General features: G+C 72.4%; 18 protein-coding genes. 7 read left to right on the top strand and 11 right to left on the bottom strand.

The genetic code is table 11. From position 1 onward, the window contains the following. The first annotated feature begins 39 nt into the window (after positions 1-39). The gene (locus tag AB0N68_RS05645; RefSeq protein WP_025104206.1) at positions 40-339 is read left to right on the top strand and encodes a chorismate mutase; all 300 of its coding nucleotides are present in this window, start codon (positions 40-42) and stop codon (positions 337-339) included. A gap of 9 nt (positions 340-348) precedes the next feature. Here the strand turns inward: AB0N68_RS05645 and AB0N68_RS05640 are convergent, their stop codons facing one another. From AB0N68_RS05640 to AB0N68_RS05625, 4 genes are all read right to left on the bottom strand, one after another. Then, the gene (locus AB0N68_RS05640) at positions 349-2,055 is read right to left on the bottom strand and encodes a long-chain-fatty-acid--CoA ligase (protein WP_280565896.1); all 1,707 of its coding nucleotides are present in this window, start codon (positions 2,053-2,055) and stop codon (positions 349-351) included. A 66-nt stretch (positions 2,056-2,121) separates the two neighbouring features. Further along, complete coding sequence (locus AB0N68_RS05635; RefSeq protein ID WP_280565898.1) at positions 2,122-2,664, bottom strand: GNAT family N-acetyltransferase; 543 nt, start codon at positions 2,662-2,664, stop codon at positions 2,122-2,124. Next, the gene (locus AB0N68_RS05630) at positions 2,664-3,257 is read right to left on the bottom strand and encodes a short chain dehydrogenase (protein ID WP_280565900.1); all 594 of its coding nucleotides are present in this window, start codon (positions 3,255-3,257) and stop codon (positions 2,664-2,666) included. The genes AB0N68_RS05635 and AB0N68_RS05630 overlap by 1 nt, the downstream gene beginning before the upstream one ends. Before the next feature lie 105 nt (positions 3,258-3,362). Further along, complete coding sequence (locus tag AB0N68_RS05625) at positions 3,363-4,460, bottom strand: ROK family transcriptional regulator (protein WP_280565902.1); 1,098 nt, start codon at positions 4,458-4,460, stop codon at positions 3,363-3,365. 122 nt (positions 4,461-4,582) lie between these two features. Here AB0N68_RS05625 and AB0N68_RS05620 point away from each other — a divergent pair, with 122 nt between their 5' ends. Then, entirely contained in the window at positions 4,583-5,746 is a 1,164-nt protein-coding gene (locus tag AB0N68_RS05620; protein ID WP_187662872.1) for an ROK family protein, read from the top strand. Positions 5,747-5,884: 138 nt separating this feature from the next. Here AB0N68_RS05620 and AB0N68_RS05615 read toward each other — a convergent pair whose 3' ends face one another. The 3 genes from AB0N68_RS05615 to AB0N68_RS05605 are packed head-to-tail and all read right to left on the bottom strand — an operon-like array spanning position 5,885 to position 9,061. After that, positions 5,885-6,811 (bottom strand): carbohydrate ABC transporter permease, encoded by a 927-nt coding sequence (locus AB0N68_RS05615; protein WP_025104200.1) that lies wholly within the window; start codon positions 6,809-6,811, stop codon positions 5,885-5,887. A 2-nt stretch (positions 6,812-6,813) separates the two neighbouring features. Beyond that, positions 6,814-7,785: a carbohydrate ABC transporter permease gene (locus AB0N68_RS05610; protein WP_280565903.1), complete on the bottom strand. Its 972-nt coding sequence runs from the start codon at positions 7,783-7,785 to the stop codon at positions 6,814-6,816. 31 nt (positions 7,786-7,816) lie between these two features. Then, positions 7,817-9,061 (bottom strand): extracellular solute-binding protein, encoded by a 1,245-nt coding sequence (locus AB0N68_RS05605; protein ID WP_187664064.1) that lies wholly within the window; start codon positions 9,059-9,061, stop codon positions 7,817-7,819. A 282-nt stretch (positions 9,062-9,343) separates the two neighbouring features. Here AB0N68_RS05605 and AB0N68_RS05600 point away from each other — a divergent pair, with 282 nt between their 5' ends. From AB0N68_RS05600 to AB0N68_RS05580, 5 genes are read left to right on the top strand one after another with little or no spacing between them, the layout of a single operon-like run. Next, entirely contained in the window at positions 9,344-10,243 is a 900-nt protein-coding gene (locus tag AB0N68_RS05600) for an SIS domain-containing protein (RefSeq protein ID WP_292798087.1), read from the top strand. Between the two features lie 25 nt (positions 10,244-10,268). Then, positions 10,269-11,261 (top strand): ROK family protein, encoded by a 993-nt coding sequence (locus tag AB0N68_RS05595; protein WP_187662876.1) that lies wholly within the window; start codon positions 10,269-10,271, stop codon positions 11,259-11,261. Next, on the top strand, positions 11,258-12,202 hold the full coding sequence (locus tag AB0N68_RS05590; RefSeq protein WP_268777545.1) for a 1-phosphofructokinase family hexose kinase: 945 nt from the start codon (positions 11,258-11,260) through the stop codon (positions 12,200-12,202). The genes AB0N68_RS05595 and AB0N68_RS05590 overlap by 4 nt, the downstream gene beginning before the upstream one ends. Next, positions 12,199-13,131, top strand: coding sequence for a class II fructose-bisphosphate aldolase (locus AB0N68_RS05585; RefSeq protein ID WP_280565906.1), 933 nt, complete (start codon positions 12,199-12,201; stop codon positions 13,129-13,131). The genes AB0N68_RS05590 and AB0N68_RS05585 overlap by 4 nt, the downstream gene beginning before the upstream one ends. After that, positions 13,128-13,904: a DeoR/GlpR family DNA-binding transcription regulator gene (locus AB0N68_RS05580; RefSeq protein ID WP_268777543.1), complete on the top strand. Its 777-nt coding sequence runs from the start codon at positions 13,128-13,130 to the stop codon at positions 13,902-13,904. The genes AB0N68_RS05585 and AB0N68_RS05580 overlap by 4 nt, the downstream gene beginning before the upstream one ends. 256 nt (positions 13,905-14,160) lie before the next feature. Here AB0N68_RS05580 and AB0N68_RS05575 read toward each other — a convergent pair whose 3' ends face one another. The 4 genes from AB0N68_RS05575 to AB0N68_RS05560 are packed head-to-tail and all read right to left on the bottom strand — an operon-like array spanning position 14,161 to position 19,351. Then, the gene (locus AB0N68_RS05575) at positions 14,161-16,605 is read right to left on the bottom strand and encodes a CHAT domain-containing protein (RefSeq protein ID WP_313366499.1); all 2,445 of its coding nucleotides are present in this window, start codon (positions 16,603-16,605) and stop codon (positions 14,161-14,163) included. Positions 16,606-16,653: 48 nt separating this feature from the next. Continuing rightward, positions 16,654-18,225: a S8 family peptidase gene (locus AB0N68_RS05570; RefSeq protein ID WP_268777541.1), complete on the bottom strand. Its 1,572-nt coding sequence runs from the start codon at positions 18,223-18,225 to the stop codon at positions 16,654-16,656. A gap of 50 nt (positions 18,226-18,275) precedes the next feature. Further along, the gene (locus tag AB0N68_RS05565) at positions 18,276-18,731 is read right to left on the bottom strand and encodes a hypothetical protein (RefSeq protein ID WP_187662881.1); all 456 of its coding nucleotides are present in this window, start codon (positions 18,729-18,731) and stop codon (positions 18,276-18,278) included. Next, positions 18,728-19,351, bottom strand: coding sequence for an RNA polymerase sigma factor (locus tag AB0N68_RS05560; RefSeq protein ID WP_232089144.1), 624 nt, complete (start codon positions 19,349-19,351; stop codon positions 18,728-18,730). Before AB0N68_RS05560 ends, AB0N68_RS05565 begins: the two co-directional genes overlap by 4 nt. Positions 19,352-19,394 lie beyond the last annotated feature (43 nt).

Raw genomic sequence — 19,394 nt, 5'->3', positions numbered from 1 at the left:
CGTCGGGGGCAGGGTGATCTGCGGCTCTAGAGTAGGGGCATGACTGCCGCTGAGGATCCGAAGGCCGAACTGCTCCGGCTGCGTGCGAGCATCGACAACATCGACGCGGCCCTGATCTTCCTGCTCGCGGAGCGGTTCCGCGCCACACAGCAGGTGGGACACCTGAAGGCCGAGCACGCGATGCCGCCGTCCGACCCGAACCGCGAGGAGCAGCAGGTCGCCCGGCTCCGGGCGCTCGCCGAAGACGCCCACCTCGACCCGGAGTTCGCGGAGAAGTGGTTCAACTTCGTCGTCGCCGAGGTCATCCGGCACCACACCGAGGCCGCCGAGGGACGCTGACTCCGCTCGTCAGGCCCCGCGCGCCGCGAGCAGCCGATCGCGCACCTCGCGCCGCAGCACCTTGCCGATGAGCGACCGCGGGAGGTCGTCGACGGCGGTGATGCGCCGCGGCACCTTGTAGGCGGTCAGCCGCGTACGGCAGAAGTCGCGGAGCCCCTCCATGTCCTCGGCGGCACCCTCACGGAGCACCACGGCCGCCGCGACCTCTTCGCCGCCGCTCGACCGGGGCAGCCCGACGACGGCCGCCGCCACGACGTCCGGGTGGGCTTCGAGCGCGTTCTCCACCTCGCTGGGCGCGACGTTGAAGCCGCCGGTGATGATGAGCTCCTTCCGGCGGTCGACGATGGTGACGAATCCGTCCGGTGAGACCTCCGCGATGTCGCCGGTACGGAGCCAGCCGTCCGGCAACAGGGCCTCGGCCGTCTCCCCCGGCCGACCCCAGTAGCCCTGGAAAACCTGCGGTCCGCGCAGCAGCAGCTCGCCGGGCTCGCCCGTGGGCACGTCGGCGTCGGGGTCGTCGGGATCGACGATGCGGATCTCGGTGCTCGGGAACGGCACTCCCACCGTGCCGGGTCGCCGGGTCGGACCCATCGGGTTGCCGAGCGCGACGGGGGAGGCCTCGGTCATCCCATAGCCTTCGACGAGCAGCCCTCCGGTCGCCTCCTCCCAGCGCCGCACGGTCTCGACGGGGAGGCTCATGGCCCCGGAGATCGCGAACCGGACGCTCGAGAGGTCGACGGTGCCGCGTCCCGCCGCCCGCGCCAGCTGATCGTAGATCGGCGGGACGGCGGGGAGGAAGGTCGGCGGGCTCGTGCGGGCGGCGTCGGTCACGAGGCCCAGGTCGAACGTCGGGAACAGCACGACCTTGGCCCCGATGCTCAGGGCGAACGTGAGACACAGGGTGAGGCCGTACGCGTGGAAGAGCGGAAGCACGGCGTAGAAGGTCTCCTCGCCGTCGCGGAGCCCGGGCACCCAGGCCCGCCCCTGCATCGCGTTGGCCCGCAGGTTCGCATGGGTGAGGATGGCCCCCTTGGGAATCCCTGTCGTGCCGCTCGTGTACTGCAGGACGGCGGTGTCGCCGAGCGACGGCGCGGGCGTCCGTCGGGGAAGCCGCCGGTGGGACACGAGCTTCTTCCACGGCGTCAGGTGCCGCGCGCGCGGCGTGCCGGTCAGCTTCGCCCGGGACGCCCGGGCCTTCGGGACCGGGAGTCGCAGCAGGAGGCGCTTCGACAGGGGCATCGCCGCCGTGAGGTCGACGCTCACGATGTGGTCGACCCGGAGATCGTCCGGGAATCCCGCCACGGTGTCGGCGACCTTGTCCCACACGATCGCGACCCGGGCCCCGTGGTCCTCGAACTGGTGGCGCAGCTCTCGCGCCGTGTAGAGCGGGTTGTGCTCGACGACGATCGCGCCGAGACGCAGGACCGCGTAGAAGGCGACGACATGCTGCGGGCAGTTCGGCAGCACCAGCGCCACCCGGTCGCCCTTGGTGACCCCGAGGTGGCGGAGTCCTTCCGCGGCGCGGTCGATCTGCTCACCGAGGTCCCGGTAGCTCGTGACGGCGCCGAAGAACTCGAGGGCGGGCCGCCGCGCGTACTGCCGGATGCCGGCGGCCAGCATCTCCGGCAGCGTCTGCGTCGGCTCCTCGATGTCGGCCGGCACGCCCTCGGCATAGGAGCGGAGCCAGGGACGGGAGGACAGCGGCGCGTCGGTCATACCCTCATCCTCCGACACGGACCTGTGCTCCGCCTCCCCCTTGCGCTCACCGCCGTTCGGCGGCAGTCACCCGTCCGCGAGCATGCCCATGACGATCGCGTCGACCCATTCGCCGTCCCAGCGCAGCGCCTCCCGGCGCCGGCCTTCGACGACGAACCCGGCCTTCTCGTAGGCGCGCTGTGCCCGCGGGTTGAACGCGTACACCTCGAGCTCCACACGATGCAGCCCCACCGCGTCGAAGGCGTGACGGAGCACCGCGCGCGTGGCCTCCGTCCCGTATCCGGCGCCGAACCACCGCGGACCCGCGAGCGCGATGCGGAACCCTGCGGAGAGGTTCTCCTCGTCCAGGTCGCTGAGGACCACCTCGCCGATGTGCGCGCCGTCGTCGCGACGGAGGATCGCCCAATCCGCCCGGTCCTCCCGGTCGGCGAGCGACCGGAGCCAGGTCTCCACGCCCTCGTGCGTGAAGCGCGCGTGGGTGCCGGTCAACCGCAGCACCTCGGGCTCCTGCAGCGCCGCCCAGGTGCCGTCGAGATGCTCTGGTCCGAGCGGCACGAGGTCCAGCCGCTCGGTGGTCAGGGTGGGGACGGGAGTGAGGGAGAGCGCCATCAGACGGGGAGCACCCGCCCCGAGACGATGCCCTCGACCGCGCGCACGTACGCTTGGCCGACCTCGTCGTCGGTGACAGGGCGGTGGCCGGGGAAGGCCGAGAAGTACCCGGGGGAGTTCGCCAGCACGTCGGGGGAGACCGCATTGATGCGGATCCCCCGCGGGGCCTCGGCCGCCGCCGTGATCACGAACGACTCCAGGGCGCCGTTGGCCATCGCCGCCGCCGCTCCCGTCGCGATCGGCTCCCGCGCGAGCACGCCGCTGGTGAGGGTGAGGGAGCCGCCGTCGGTCACGTGGTCGAGGGCGACCCGCACGACGTCGAGCTGCGCGAGGGTCTTCCCGGTGAAGGCGGCGAGATAGTCGTCGCGGTCGAGATCGGTGAGCGGCTTGAAGGGCACGGAGCCCACGGCGACCACGACGGCGTCGACCGGGCCGACCCGCTCGAAGAGGCTGCGGATGGAGGCGGGGTCGGTCACGTCCACGTTCTGCTCGCCGGAGCGGGACGCCCGCACGACCTCGTGTCCCCGCACGTCGAGGGTGGCGGCGACGACCCCGCCGATGCTGCCGGTCGCGCCGATCACGAGTGCCTTCATGCGGATTCCTCTCCCAGGACGGATCGAGGCGACGGACCGGCCGCCCCGCGGGATCGAGTCTCCCATCCCTTCCGGGCGGGAGGGGACGGATGACGGGCGCGTCCGTCAGCGCGGGCTGAACTCGGCGGCCACCACGCGGGTCGCCGCACCCAGCAGGACGGCGTCTTCGACCGCGCTCGGCACCACGGTGGGCCCGAGAGAGGGGTGCGAGGCGGCTCGGACCGCGGTGGCCGTCGCGTCGACCAGTGCGGCTCCGACGATCTCGTCGGGACCGCTCAGCACGATCGTCGGCAGGTCGACGGCGGCGGCGATGACCGAGAGCGACGTGCCGAGCCGCGCACCCGCGGCGGCGAGCACCCGCGTGCGGTCCGCTCCCGAGGCGTCCAGGCGCCGGGCGATGGCGGGAGCCGCGGCCCACGCGTGGACGCAGCCGTCGCGTCCGCACAGGCAGACCTCGCCGGGGTCGCCGCCCGCACCGACGTGCGCGAGCTCACGGGCCCCGATGGATCGTTCGACCGGGGCGCCGTCGTCGCCGACGACGCGGATCGCGGTGCCGATGCGGGTGCCGAGGCGGACGAGGAGGAAGTCGGTGCCGACGGAGCCGAACCGCTGCTCGGCGTCGGCCACGAGATCGGCGTCGTCGAAGAGGTGCACGGGGGCGTCGAGGATCTCCGCGAGTCGTGGCCCGAGACCGAGCAGCGCGGAGGAGCCGGTGGGCACACCGATGCCGATGCCGAGCGCGGGACCGTCGGCGAGGCTCCGCAGCTCCGCGACGAGACCGGCGACGGCTTCCGCGGCGTCCGGGGTGCGCGGCCGGTGGAGGCGGTGCGAGAGGCGACCGTCGGGCGAGGCCAGCGCCCCGATGACCTCACCGGGCACGGAGAGGTCGAGCGCGATGACCTGCACGGCGCGCTGGTCGAACTCGAGCATCACGGCGGGCTTTCCCGGCCGGGACTCCTGACTGGGTCCGCTCTCCCGGATCACGCCGTCGGCGAGCAGATCGCGCACGACGTCGGACACGGTGGGGCGGGCGAGACCGGTGAGCCGGGAGAGATCCGCGCGGCTGAGAGCCGACTGCTCCATGAGCGTGCGCAGGACGAGGGCGCGGTTGCGTTCCCGGATGCCGCGAGCGTGGCCGTTGGACGACGTCTGCGCGTCTCGTGTCCGATCGGCGGCGCGCTCTAGGATCTGGGGGTAGCGCATGATGCTCCTCCCGATCGACGCTCGGGCTGACTAAGTTCAATGAATAAACTAACGGACCGAGCGTACGGAGCGGTACGCGCACTGTCAATCGACGGACCTCGGCCCCGAGAAGGAACTCGCAGATGTTCACCCACGACGACGCGCTGGACACCCAGGCGGCGGTTCGGCGAGCGAACCTGCGGCGGGCGCTCCAACTCGTCTTCCAGGCGTCCGGTTCGCAGACGCGCGCCGGTATCGCGCGGGCGACCGGCCTCACAGCGGCGACCGCGTCGTCCCTCGTCGCGGAACTGATCGAGCACCGGCTCATCGCGGAGGGCGAGCAGGCGGTGAGCACGGGGGGCAAACGCGCGACCACGCTCAGCATCGACGCGGAGCATCATCTGATCCTCGTGCTCGTCGTGCAGCCGACCAGTGCGTACCTGGCGCTCGTCGCCCTCGACGGCTCCGAGGTCGCCCGCCGCAGCGTCTCCTACACGACGCAGACCCGCGACCGGGTGCTGGACGAGACCGTCGCCGAGGTGGTGGCCGCCTACGGCGCGCGGCTGCTCGCGGTCGGCGTGCAGGTCCCGGGGACGACCGACGGGCGCACGGTGCTGGAGAGCGTGCAGCTGGAGTGGCACGAGGTGCCGCTGGCCGAGCGCTTCGAGACCATTGCGGGCGTCCCGGTCCTCCTCGTCAACGACGTCGACGCCGAGGCCATCGCGGAGGCCGGTCTGGACGCCGCACCCTCGGGTTACCGGCTGTTCATCCACAGCGGCGGAGGCATCGGCGCCGCGGTCACCCTCGACGGGGAGCTCGCGCCGGGGCCCCGCGACCGTGCGGGGGAGATCGGGCATGTGCAGGTGGTGTTCGGCGAGGCCGCGCGTCCGTGCCGCTGCGGACGCCGCGGCTGTCTGGAGTCGGCGGCCGCGATGGGACCGATGCTGGGGGAGGAGTTCTCGGACGCGCTGGACGTGCCGGCCGTCCGCACCCTCGTCTCCCGTGCGGATCAGACGCTGATCGACGACGGCGCGCGGGCCCTGGCCCGTGCCATCAAGCTCATCGGGGCGCTGCTCGATCCCATCGAGGTCGTCATCGGCGGTCCCGCGACGGAGCTCGGTCCTCGGTTCCTGGAGCGTGTCCGCGCCGAGAGCGGCTATCCCGCCCGCGGCACCGCCGACGTGCCGATCCGGTATGCCGATCCCCGCGTCGCTCCTTCCGCCGGGGCCGCGCAGGCCGCCCTCACCGCGGTCCTCGGCGTGCGATGGAGCCCCGAGCAGCTCCGCGCCGGCGGCCCCCGCCCCTGACCTCTGCCGACGGATGTTCCGGCTGCACGACCCGGGTACGTTCGCATGACCGGATCCGTCCGGAACCCCTGCACGCGCGCCGCGGTCGTGCAGGTGTGCCGGACGGGAACCCGGGGGGTGGACCGGAAGCCGGGTGGGTTACTTCACGCTGCCGGCGGTGAGGCCGCCGACGAGACGCTTCTCGATGAGCATGAACAGGATGATGACGGGCAGGATCGCGACGATCGAGACGCCGAACACGTACTGCCAGCTCGTCTCGTACTGACCGACGAACTTCGTGAGCGCGACCGACAGCGGCTGGTTCTTGTCCGTCGACAGGATCACCAGCGAGGCGGCGAACTCGTTCCAGCAGGCCACGAACGTGAACACGATCGCGGTGACGATGCCCGGCCAGACGAGCGGGAGGTTGATCCGGAACAGGACCGTGAGGCGCCCGGCGCCGTCGATCTGCGCGGCCTCGTCGACCTCCTTCGGGATGCCGGCGAAGAACGAGTGCATGATCCACACCGCGAACGAGAGGTTGAAGGCCGCGTTGATGAAGATCATCGCGGTCCAGGTGTCGCCGAGGCCGAGGACGGTGAACTGCCGGAACAGGCCCGAGGTGAGCACGGCCGGCTGCAGCATCTGGGTCACGATCACGAGGAACAGGAACACCATGCGCCCGGGGAACCGGAACCGGGCCGTGTAGTAGGCCGCGGGGAGCGACACGAGCAGCACGAGGAGGGTCGCGAACACGGAGATGACGATCGTCGAGACGAGGTTGTACGGCAGCGGCGTCTCGGGCGTCGACCACATCGTGAGGTAGTTCTCCCAGTGCCACTCCACCGGGAGGTAGGTCGGGTCGACCGAGCGGATCTGCGCCTTCGTCTTCACCGAACCGAAGAACATGATGAGGTACGGCAGCACGAAGATCGCGAGGACGAGGAATCCGGCGGCGGTGCGCAGGATCACCCGGGGCAGAGTCACCTGGTCGGCGGTGTAGCGGCGCCGACGGCCGGGGATCGGCGGGGTGCGTCGTCCGCGGGAGTCGGCGGTGGTCACGAGGGCGGTCTCGGTCACGGTCATGATCAGACCTCCTTCATGGGCTTGACGATCTTGACGTAGGCCGCGACGATCGCGATCACGATGAGGAAGGCGACGACCGACAGCGCGCTCGCGACGTCGACCTTCTTCTGCAGCTCGATGTACTTGAAGATCAGGGTCATGATCGTGTCGGCGCCGTAGCCCGGGATGGACCCGGTCATCACCTTGAGGATCGGCAGCGAGTTGAAGACGTTGATGATGTTGATGAGGATCGCCACGGCGAGGGCGCTGCGCAGCTGCGGCAGGATGATCGACCAGTAGGTCCTGGCGGCGCCGGCGCCGTCCATCTTCGCGGCCTCGATCGCGTCGGCGGGGACCGCCTGAAGTCCCGCGAGGATCGTGTAGGTCGTGAAGGGCAGCGACACGAACACCGCGATGACGATGGACCAGACGAACGCCGTCGTCGGGTTCTTCGTCCAGCCGTAGCCCACCGCGTCGTCGGAGAGCCCGATGTCGTAGAGGAACTTGTTGAACACCCCGAAGTACGGTTCGAGGCTGTAGTAGAAGACCATCGTGGTCATCACCACCGACGCGGCCCACGGCACGATGACCGCCATCCGCACGAGCTGGCGACCCGGGAACGCCTTGTTGAGGATCTGCGCGAGGCCGAGCGAGATGACGACCGTGAAGAGCACCACCGACACGACCCAGACGATCGTGCGGACGAAGATCGGCCAGAACTCCGGGAACGTGAAGACGGTCACGAAGTTGTCGAAGCCGACCGAGCCCTTGTCCAGACCCGAGAGCGAGATGTCCCGCGTGGAGTTGAAGAACATGACGCCGGCGGGGAACAGCACCACGCCGATGATGAGCACCAGCGCGGGAGCGATCCAGGGCAGCGCCTGGAGGAGGTCCCGCCCGCCGGGGCGACCGCGCACGGCCGTCCCGACGTCCGGGGTGCGGAGGCGGCCGGTGGCCGCCCCCGCGAGGTTCGAGGATTCTGTCGTCTGGCTCATGGGGGATTCCCGAACCTCTCCGTTCCGCGGGTCAGCCCGCGTCCACCTGGTCCTGGATCTGCTTCAGCACATCGGCCGCCGGCTGGTCCTGGATCTGTCCGAACAGCGACTTGAAGGCGCCGTCCGCGGCCGACCACTTCGGGTTGGTCGACGGGTAGAACTGCGCGTCGGGCAGCACGTCGAGGAACGGCTTGAGGGCCTCCTCGCCGGACAGCTCCTCGGCGCCGGACTTCGTGACGGGGAGGAAGCCCTCCGCCTGCACCCACGGCACGTAGACCTCGGGCGAGTAGAAGTAGTCGAGGAACTTCGTGATCGCCTCCTGCTTGTCGCCGTCGTTCTCGAACGCCATCAGCTGGTCCATGACGCCGAGGGTGAACGGCGAGCCGTCCTTCGTCGGGATCGGGACGATGGAGTAGTCGAGCTCCGGGTTGTTCTCGGCGATCTGACCGACCGTCGGCGGCAGGCCGACCTGCATGCCGATCTTGCCCTGGATGAAGATGTCCATCAGCGGGGAGCGCTGCGTGGAGCCGGGGTCGGCCTGGGTCGCTCCGGCGTCGATCATCTTCTTGATCTGCTCGGCGCCGACCAGGTTCTCCGGGGTGTCGATGGTGATCTCCGACGCGTCGCCGAAGGATCCCCCGCCGCCCCAGAGCCACACGGCGGCCTCGGCCTGTGCCTCCTCCGAGCCGAGCGGCATGCCGTAGCCCGCGACACCACCGCCGAGCCCGGACACCTTGGTCGCCGCGTCGAGCAGGGAGTCCCAGTCGGTCGGCGCCTCGACGCCCGCCTGGGAGAGGAGGTCGTTGTTGACGAACAGGGCGCGCGCGGAGGCGATCATCGGCAGCGCGTAGGCGGTGCCGTCGACCTCGGCGTTGGCGAGGAAGGAGTCCTGGAAGTCGGAGTAGACGTCGTCGGACACGACCTCCTCGACGGGGTAGAGCAGCTCGTCCTCGACGAAGCCCGCGAAGGGGCCGCCGTTGTAGATGTCGGGCGCCTCGCCGGCCTGGACCTTCGTGGAGATGACCTTCTCGAGGTTGTCCCACGACTGCACCTCGAGGTTGACCTTGATGTCGGGGTTCTTCTCGGTGAACCCGTCGATGACGTCTTCCCAGAGACCCTTCGTGGCGTCGGAGTAGCTGGGGACGAGCAGGTCGAGCGTACTGGCGTCGTCGCCGCCACCGCTGTCTCCTCCCGATCCACCGAAACCGCAGGATGCGAGCGACAGCGTGGCGACGGCCGCGACCGCTGCGGCCCCGTATCGCCGTGACTTGTTCATGGGCATTGCATTCCTCACTGTGGGTGCTGCTCCAGCGGGCGGGATCCGCTCTCCGGAGAGGGGGGTGGTGCACAGTCGCAGAACACTCCACGCGACGGTGCGTGATGATCGCGCCGCCTGCGCGGTCGTGATCGTCCGAGCGGGGGCTCGGGGGAACTCGTCCTGATTATTTGTCAGGCAAACAAACAAATCAAGATGTTGCTCTCCTGGGACGAAATACTATGATCGGATAACGCCCGAAACAATCACAAGTACGCAACAACTCGTCCGAAAGGCCTCTTCATGACCGCTTCGCTGCCCGGCGCACACATGCGCGCAGAGCTCCGCTCCCAGCCGGAGATGTGGGCCACCGCCGCCGAACTCACCGCCGAGCAGGCTCTGCTGCCGGCCCGGGGTGCACGGGTCGCGGTCGTCGGCTGCGGCACCTCGTGGTTCATGGCGCAGTCCTACGCCGCGCTGCGCGAGTCGTCCGGCCACGGCGAGACCGACGCGTTCGCGGCCTCCGAGGCCTTCGTCGACCGCGGCTACGACGCCGTCGTCGCCCTCACCCGCTCCGGCACCACGACCGAGGTGCTGGAGCTGGTCGACCGCATCAAGGGGCGCACCCGCACGATCGGCGTGATCGGCGACCCCGACTCCCCGCTCGTCTCCCTCGTCGACGACGCGGTGCTGCTGCCGTTCGCCGACGAGCAGTCCGTCGTCCAGACGCGCTTCGCCACGACGGCGCTCGCACTCTTCCGGGCGTCGCTGGGTGAGGACCTCTCCGGAGCCATCGCCGACGCGACGGCCGTGCTCGCCGAAGACGGGGACGACATCGAGCTGCGCGATGCCGAGCAGTACACGTTCCTCGGTCGGGGCTGGACGATCGGCCTGGCCCACGAGGCCGCCCTGAAGCTGCGCGAGTCGTCGCAGTCGTGGACCGAGGCGTATCCGTCGATGGACTACCGTCACGGTCCGATCGCCATCGCCGCCCCGGGCCGGGTGACGTGGCAGTTCGGAGAGGCACCGGAAGGACTGGCCGCGGAGGTGCGCGCCACGGGCGCCCGTTTCGAGCACCGCGCGATCGACCCGCTCGCCGATCTCGTGCGCCTGCACCGGACAGCCCTCGACCGTGCCGTGGCCCGCGGGCTCGCCCCCGACCAGCCGCGCAACCTCACGCGATCCGTCATCCTGGATGCATGACGCCAGCGATCCCCGGAGCCGAGCGATGACCCCGAACGACGCCGCGGACGCGATCCCCGACGTCGCGAGGGACGAGGCCGGCGAGAAGCTCGCCGCGGTGCGCACGCTCGGCGCCGGGTCGCCCGTCCTGGCCTTCGACGTCGGAGGGACGGACATCAAGTCGGCGCTGTTCGATGCGGACGGGCGGGCGCTCGGTCTCCGCCGCACGCCCACCCCCACGGCCGACGGCGACCGCACCCCCGCGCTGCTCGACCGGCTGCAGGTGCTCGCCGCGCAGCTCCGCGATGAGCATCCCGACGTGACGCCGCGCGCCGCCGGGCTCGTGGTGCCGGGGATCGTCGACGCGGCCGCCGGGATCGGCGTGTTCGCGAGCAACATGGGCTGGCGGGACGCACCGCTGCGCGCGCTCGCCGCCGAGCGTCTCGGCCTCCCCGTCGCGTTCGACCACGACGTGCGCGCCGCGAGTTGGGCCGAGCACGAGCTGGGCGGCGCGCGGGCCTACGACGACGCGGTGATCCTCGTGATCGGCACCGGGATCGCGGGGGCCCTGCTCGTCGGCGGCCACCCCTACACGGCCGGAGGCTACGCCGGCGAGATCGGGCACTCCCCGATCGCCGACGGACCGGTGTGCCCGTGCGGTGCCCGTGGCTGTCTGGAGGCCGTGGCCTCGGCGGGCGCCATCGCGCGCCGCTACCGGGAGGCCACGGGGACGACCCCGGACGGCGCCAAGGACGTCATCGCCCGCGCGGCCGCCGGGGACCGGGTCGCCGCCGACATCTGGGACTCGGCGCTGGACGCGCTCACCCTGTCGCTCGCGCAGCTGACCGCCGTGGTCGCCCCCGAGGCCGTGGTAATCGGCGGCGGACTGTCGCGGGCGGGCGGCGCGCTCTTCGACGAGCTGCGGACCCGTCTCGCGGCGCGTCTCAGCTTCCACCGCCTCCCCGCGCTCGTCCCCGCCGAGCTGTCCGGCAACGCGGGACTGATCGGCGCCGCCCTCCGTGCCAGGGAGCTCGCATGATCCTCACCGTCACCCCGAACCCGGCTCTGGACCTCACCTGGCGGGTCGATCGCCTCGTCGCAGGCGGGACACACCGCACGGACACCGGGGCGTCCCGCGCCGGCGGCAAGGGCCTCAACGTCGCCAGGGTCGCGCACGCCGAGGGGGCGTCCGTCCTCGCGCTGACCACGGCCGGCGGTCCGGTCGGCGCGGAGTTCGCCGCGGAGCTCACGGCCAGCGGCGTGCCCCATGTGCTCGTGCCCGTCGCGGCCGACACCCGTCGCAGCATCGCCCTCGTCGACGAGGCCGCGGGCGACACCACGATCGTCAACGAACGAGGGGTGAACCCCACCGATGCCGAGTGGGGCGGGCTTCTCGCGGAGATCGTCGACCGGCTTCCCGGCGCCGGGGTCCTCGTCGTCTCCGGGAGCCTCCCCCCGGGAGCGCCGGAATCGCTCGTGCCGATGCTCGTCGCGGTGGGCGCCGACGCCCGGGTCCCGGTGATCGTGGACACCTCGGGCCCGGCCCTCCTGCGCGCCGCCGACGCCGGAGCCACCGTGCTCAAACCCAATGCCGCGGAGCTCGCCGAAGCCACCGGCATCGACGACCCCGTCGAGGGGGCCCGGTCGCTGCTGGCCCGGGGCGCCGAGCTCGTGCTCCTGTCGCTCGGGGCCGACGGCATGCTCGCGGTGACCGCGACCGATCTCCTGCACGCCCGACTCGACGAGCCGCTCTCCGGCAACCCGACCGGTGCGGGAGACGCCGCGGTCGCGGCCTGCGCCGTGCTCTCCGCGGAGGGCGAGCGTGATCCCGAGGTCATCCTCCGCCGCGCGACCGCGTGGTCGGCGGCCGCCGTGCTCATGCCGCTCGCCGGCGACATCTCTCCCCGCTGGCGCGCGCTCGAGGAGCAGCTCCGCGTGTCCCGCCCCGACCCCGCCTCCTTCCGGAAGGACCCTTCGTGACCCTCGTCTCCGCCCGGGAGCTCGTCTCCGCGGCTGCCACCGCCGGCACCGGCATCGGTGCCTTCAACGTCATCCACCTGGAGACCGCGGAGGGCCTCGTGCGGGCCTCCGCACTCGCACAGCTCCCCGTGATCCTGCAGATCTCGCAGAACTGCGCCGACTATCACGGCGGTCTGGAGCCGATCGCCCTCGCGACGCTCGCCGCGGCAGGACGCGCGGAGACCCCGGTGGCGGTGCACCTCGACCACGCGGAGCGACCGGAGCTCGTCGACGAGGCGGTGGCCCTCGGCTTCGGCTCGGTCATGTTCGACGGCGGCGCGCTGCCCTACGACGAGAACGTGGCGGTGACCGCCGAGGTCGCCGCCCGGGCGCGCGCGGCAGGGGTCTACGTGGAGGGCGAGCTCGGCGAGGTGGGCGGGAAGGACGGCGCCCATGCCCCCGGCGTGCGCACCGATCCGGACGAGGCGCGGGCGTTCGTCGCCGCGACCGGGGTGGACGCGCTCGCCGTGGCCGTGGGGTCGTCGCACGCCATGACCGACCGCACCGCCTCCCTCGACCTCGACCTCATCGCCCGCCTGCGGGCGGCCCTCCGCGGTGCCGCCTCCGACGGGACGGACGTGCCTCTCGTGCTGCACGGCTCCTCCGGGGTTGCCGACGCCGTGATCGCCGACGCCGTGCGCGCCGGGATGACGAAGGTCAACGTCTCCACCCACCTCAACGGCTTCTTCACGCGCGCGGTCCGCGAGGTGCTCGCCGCCGACGAGCGTCTCGTCGACTCCCGCAAGTACCTCGCTCCCGCCCGCGCCGCCCTCGCGGACGAAGCCGCCCGGATGCTGCGACTGTTCGCCCTGCTTTCGTCGCAGAATCCCGCTCCGGTCGCAGAGGTTCCCGGCAGGGCTGCGACCTCGACGCGAAACGACGACCGGTGAAGCGCGCGGCCCGACTGCACGCGATCCTCGACCTCCTCGCGGCGGACGGGGAGGTGACGGTGGAGGAGCTGGTGGAGCGGTTCGGAGCCTCTCCGGCCACCACCCGCCGCGACCTCGACTCCCTCGCCGAGCAGCGGCTGCTCACCCGCACGCACGGCGGCGCCGTGGCGCAGACCGTCGCCTACGAGCTGCCCCTCCGCTACAAGAGCCATCTCCGCACGCACGAGAAGGAGAGCATCGCACAGACCGCGGCGGCGCTCGTCACCCCCGGTATGGTGGTCGGCCTCTCCGGCGGCACGACGACCACGGCCATCGCGGCCGCGCTCGCCGCCCGCGAGGACCTGGCGGCGGAGGGCGGGATCACGGTGGTCACGAACGCCGTGAACATCGCCGCTCAGCTCGCCACCCGGCCGGAGATCAAGGTGGTCGTCACGGGCGGTGTCATCCACTCGCGCACGTACGAGCTCGTGGGCCCGTTCGTCGAGCAGCTGCTCCGCGGGGTGCGGCTGGACCTCGCCTTCATCGGTGTGAACGGGATGGACGCGACAGCCGGGGCGACCACGCAGGACGAGCGCGAGGCGGCGGTGAACCGGATGATGGCGGAGCGTGCGCGGCGCGCCGTCGTCGTGACCGACGGCAGCAAGCTCGGGGTCGAGGCGTTCTCCACGGTCGGCGGGCCGGAGCTCTTCGCCACCGTCATCACGGATCGAGGAGCCGACGGCGCCGCGGTCGATGCGCTGCGCGCCGCGGGGTACAGCGTCCTCCTCGCCTGAGGCGCTCCGGCCGCCCGCGGACACCCCGAGGGCCTCGGCGTCCCCAGATCGCCGAGGCCCTGCGAGAGCGTCGCGGCTGCATACCGCGACGCTCCCGAGCAGATGGTGTCCGTCTCGTCTTCCCGCTCCCCAGCGGCGTTTCCCCAGAACCGACGGCGCCTCCCTCGGGCCTCTCCCTTCGAGGCCTGTCGCTCGACACCTTCCGAAGAACAGGAGAGGGTGGGTGCGATTCTGATACCTCGGTCCGGCAAAAAAGTCAGAATCCGTTGCCGTGACACTGGAATGGGGCGGAAACCCCCGTCGTCAGCGCGGCGCTCGCCAGGGCGTCGGCGGGAGAAGCGCCGGTCGAGAGGCCGTCGTGGACCGCGGTGAGGAGCTCGCAGGCGTCGTCGTCCGGCACCGTGACCGGGGCCGCGATCACCGAGTCCGCGCCCGCGTGCAGCCAGACCCGCGTCATGCCCAGGGCCTCCTCTCCCCAGCGCACGGAGGAGCGCCCCAGCTCGCACGCCGAGAGGATCACGGTCCGCGGCACCCGGGGGATGAGGTCGACGTCGTAGCCGAAGAGCACCCCGTCGGCGAGCTCGAAGCCGGAGAACAGAGGATTGTCGACCGCATGGCGTCCGTGCGCGGCGATGTGGAGCACATCGACGGAAGCGGCCAGTGCCGTGGCGGCGGTCACGGTCGCCTCGGTGCCCTGCAGCAGGCGGGTCGCCCCCCGCGTCGTCCATGAATCCGCCGCGCGCCGGACCTCTTCCGCCGCCCGCGGTACCCGTGGTCCCGCCGCGAAGCCCACGCTCGGGGTCGAGGCGGCGGCCGTCGTGCCGTGAAACCAGCGCGAGACCGAGGTCGCGAGGGTGAACGGCACGCCGTGCATGCTGGGGAGCATGGCCCACGGCACCCCGCCGAGGATCCCGGGAACGGTGACGACGAACCGCTCGGCGCCCGCGGCGGCCCGGCGCATCGGCCCGAGCAGCTCGTCGTCCAGGACTGCGAGGCGTGCCGTCAGAGCGCGCGCGGTCACCGGCCCCATCGCGCCGCCCCGCGTGAGCGCGGCCATGTCGAGGTCGGTTCGCAGGCCGTCGAGAGCGGTCCGTACCCGCGACCACGACAGGTCGACGACGGTCGCGCCGTCCGGCCGCACCACTACCCCGTGCAGGCCGGTGCCGGTGTAGACGTAGGCCAGCACCGCCGTATCGGACGGCAGGAGCGCGGAGGTCTCGGCGAGCGTCCGGCGCTCCCTCGTCGCTCCCGAGCCGGTGGCGGACCACTGCCGCTCCCGCACCCGGTCGCGGAGCGCGCGGACGGTGGGGTCGGTCGTCCAGTCCGCCCCCGCGAGGTCGGCGCGCAGCATCCGCAGTTCTGCGAGGTCGGCGGCGAGGGCGTCGTCGTGCGGGGGGCGGACGGGGGCGACCTGCTGGCTGAGGTGCCGGGCGCGCTCGGACCACTCGAAGAGCGTCGCAGGGTCGCGGCGGCGGACCGCGGCGGCGAGCCCGGTGAACACGAGGTCGCTGGCGTGCATGGCGACGGAGGCCTGCAGGTCGAGGGCGCCGAACGACCGCTGCCACACCGACAGCAGGTCGAGCCCGGCGGCCGCGGCGCGCAGCGCCTCCCCGTCACGGCCGCGTCCGGCGGCGCGGGCCGCACGGACCTCCTGCGCACGGAGCCGCAGCGGCGTCGGGGCCGAGGCGGGGACGCGGGGGAGGCGGCCGGTGCCGTCGCGGCGGGCGCTCAGCCGCAGGGCCGTGGCCTCGGTGCGGAAGCCGCTCCGGTCGAGCTCCTGCGCCACGCGTTCCCACGCGTCCGCATCGAGGGGGCGGTCGGGCCGGATCCGCTGCCGCGCCTCCAGCTGCACCGCGGCGGCTCTGGCCGCCCAGCCGCTGCTGCCGAGGGCGGTGAAGCGTCGGGCGGCGGTGCGGGCGGCGCGCTCGGCCGCCCGAGGGTCGTGCCGGACGAGCGAGCGGGCGAGGTGGAACTCGGCCTCACCACGGGCCTGGCGCATCCGCTGTGCACCGAACTGCACGGCCACGCGGCCGAGCAGCGCCTCCGCCTCGGTGGTCAGGCCCGCGTCGCGGAGCACCTCGGCGCGGTCGAGGTCGCTGATGGCGGTGGCCAGGGCGCTGGTGGCCGCGAACGTCGACCGGGACGCGGCCATCAGGCGCAGCGCCGACACGAGGTCCCCGCCGAGCAGCGCGGCATAGCCGAGGTTGTGCGTGGCCTCGGCGAGGGAGTCCCGTTCCTCGTGCGCCTCGTAGATCGCGATCGCGCGCCGGAGGTCGGCCATGCAGGTGTCCAGACGATGGCGCTGCATCCGCACCACCGACCGGTTCATCAGACAGTTCGCGAGCGCGGTGGTCTCGGCACCGGCAGCGGTGAGGGCGTCGATCGCGGCGGTCAGGCTCGCCTCGGCCTCCTCCATCCGTCCGCCGTGCATGAGGAGGGCGCCGAGCTGCCCGCCGAGGAGGGCGACCGTCTCGGCCTGCAGTCCGTCCCTGGCCAGGGCCTCCCGGCACAGCGCCTCCGCCGCCGCGGGCTCGCCGGTCTGCGCGAGCACGTAGGCGGCCGTCCCGTCGATGCGGGCGCGGAGGTCGGCGTCGTCGGTGCGGGCGGCGGCCTTCTCCAGTTCCCGCCGGGCGCGGGTGAACTGCCGGGCGTTGGCCGCCTCGACGCCGCGTCGGTGCAGCGCGCTCGCGGACAGGGGCATCCGTCCAGGATGCCGTGCCGGAGCGGTCGTGCGGAAGGGTGAGAGGCGTCAGGACCTCTCGTGCGGCGTCGGCAGCGACGTCAGGACGGCGGCGACGGCCTTCGCGGCGACGGCGGGCTTCACACCCTGGGTCGGGACGGCGCCGAGCTGGGCGGCGACCCGTCCGGCGATGTACGGAGCCGCGAAGGAGGTGCCGCTCCACACCGCGAAGCCGCCTCGGTAGTCGTCCGGGTCGAGCGTCTCGCGCGGCAGCCCGTCGACGTCTGCGCGGGTCGCGGCCTGCGCGCCGCCGACGAAGGCCGGCGAGGTGCTGACCACCGCGGCGCCCGGGGCGTACACCTGCACCCACGGGCCGACGTTCGAGAACAGGGCCACGGAGTGCGCCGACGGGTTCAGGGCGCCGACGGAGACGTGCGGAGCCCCGTCGTCGGACCGCAGCCCGTTGTCGGCGCCGGGCCACGGCCACAGCGACGCGGGGAAGGAGGGGCGGTCGATCGCGTCGTTGCCGGCCGAGCAGACGACCACGCAGCCGAGTTCCCTGGCCTTCGCGAGCAGCTCGTACAGCGTCGTGCTGAAGAGCCCGTCGGTCGGGGTCTCGTGGTAGTAGCTGAGGGAGAGGTTCAGCACGTCGATCGGGAAGCCCGTCGTCGGATCCTCCCGATGCCGCCGGAGCAGCTCCACGACCTGCGCCACGGTCTCGAGGAGCGTGCTCTCGTCCACCACCCCGAGCGCGCCGGCGACACGGATCGACAGGATGTCGGCGTCCGGAGCGGCCTGACGCACGAGGCCCGCGATGAAGGTGCCGTGCCCGGCCACCGCGTCGATCTCGCCGTCGAGCTGCCCGTAGAGGTCGGGGTAGCGCTCCGGGTCGGCGTCGTCCGTGAAGCCCACGGGGACGCCGTCGAGCTCCACGTGCCGGGTGACGATGTCGGACGGCAGCCAGGCGTGCTCGCCGCACCCGGTGTCGAGGACCGCCACGACCGGTCGTCGTCCGCGCTTCGGAGCGGCGGCGCGGGCCGGGGCGGGACCGAGCCAGGTGACCGGCTGCCGCGCCCCGCGTCCGGGCTCCAGGTAGTCGTCGCTGCCGCCTCCGCCGGGTGCCGCACCGCGGACGGGGTTCGTCCGGGTGAACGGGTTGGTCCGGGTGAACGGGTTCGTCCGGGTGAACGGGTTGAGTCCGACCGGATCGATCGAGAGCACGTGCTCGAGGCTGGTCCGCGGCATCGTCGAGCGCGACAAACGACGCGCGCGTTGCAGCACCCGCCAGGCATCGGGTGCCACGGGGGACTCGCCCCTGGTCGGCTCATCCGGCGTGGTCAAGCGCGCCCGCAGGAACCCCGCGACACCCGGCACGAGCTCGCCGTTCCCGATCTCGCGCTCCGGCGACTCCAACTCCAGCCGCCAGCCGAAGGAGTCGGCGGCATCCCTCAGGGCGCGCAGCTCGCGGTCGTACGCCTCCTGCTCGTCGAGGGCACGCGTGATCAGCAGGCGCTCCGGCAGGTACGCGGTGGGGAACGCTCGGATCCCGTCCACCGGTTCGGTGCTGGGGTCGAGGGCGGTCCCGCGGCGGATCGATCCCTCCGCGCGGTCCTGCCAGGTCCATCCCTGGGGCTGCTCCATCGGTCATCCTCTCCGTGGGCATCGACGGCGACGGCGCCGGCGATGCGGGGTCACAACTCGAACTGCGGGGTCTCCAGGGTGCGGGTCTCGTCGCCGACCGTCGCGGTCAGGCGCACGCGGCTGAGCCCCGACGGCACCTCGTCGAACACGAAACGGCCGGTCTCCGCCGGGGTCGTGCGGCGCTCGCGCTCGCCCTGCAGCAACACGATCTCCGCAGCGGCGGTGTCCACCCAGCCGTCGATCCGCCGTCGCCCGGACGCGGTCGTCGTGACGTGGAGGAGGATGCTCGTGCTGCCGTCGCTGAACTGCAGGGTGAGGGCGTCGGTCTCGCCGCGGACCGTGCCGAGCTGGCCCTCCACGAGAGTGAGCAGCGCGTACTCGCGGTTGAGCCCGTCCGCCGCGACCGCGGCGACCATCCGGTCGATCAGCCCGGCAGGGACCGGATCGACCTCTCCCCAGAGGCTGCGCAGGCGGGCGAAGAGCCGGGCGTCGTCCTCATCGCTCATGATCGTCCCTCCGTCCGACGGGCCGGGGCGTCGAGGAGGTCGCGGAGCTTCGCGAGGCAGCGGCTGCGGGTCGGCCCGATGCTGCCGACCGGCATGGACAGGTCGCGGGCGAGGCGCGCGTAGTCAGGGCGGTCCTCGAAGGCGATCACCCGGAGGAGACGCTGGCAGCGCTCGGCGAGGCGGCGTACCGCGGCCCAGAGCCGTCGGTTCTCGTCGTCCAGCGTGGCGTGCTCCTCGGCGGACGCCTGCTCCGGAAGCAGGGCGTCCAGGTCGTCGGATTCCGCGGTGTCGACGCGACCGTTCGCCTTGCCGACCTTCCAGGCCTCGCGGCGGGCGGTGGTCGTGAGCCACGCGGAGACGGCCCGCGGGTCGGCGATGGCACCGTGGCCGCGCACGAGCTGGAGCCAGGTCGTCTGCACGACGTCTTCCGCGAGGGTGCGTTCGAGGCCGTAGGCGCGCACGACGTGCCACAGCACCGGCGTCATCAGCCGCACCAGGTCGTCCATCGAGCGGCCGTCGCCATCGCGCCACGCATCGAACAGGTCCGCGGCACGTTCCCAGCGTGCGCGCCCGTCGTCGGATGCCGGATCGAAGGCGGCGCCGGGGGCACCGTCGATCATGAAGCCCATTGTGATCACACCTACCAGGAGCACGGCAAGGGCT

The sequence above is a fragment of the Microbacterium meiriae genome (assembly GCF_040685015.1).
GTDB lineage: Bacteria > Actinomycetota > Actinomycetes > Actinomycetales > Microbacteriaceae > Microbacterium > Microbacterium meiriae.
This window is presented reverse-complemented; position numbering and strand designations above follow the sequence as displayed.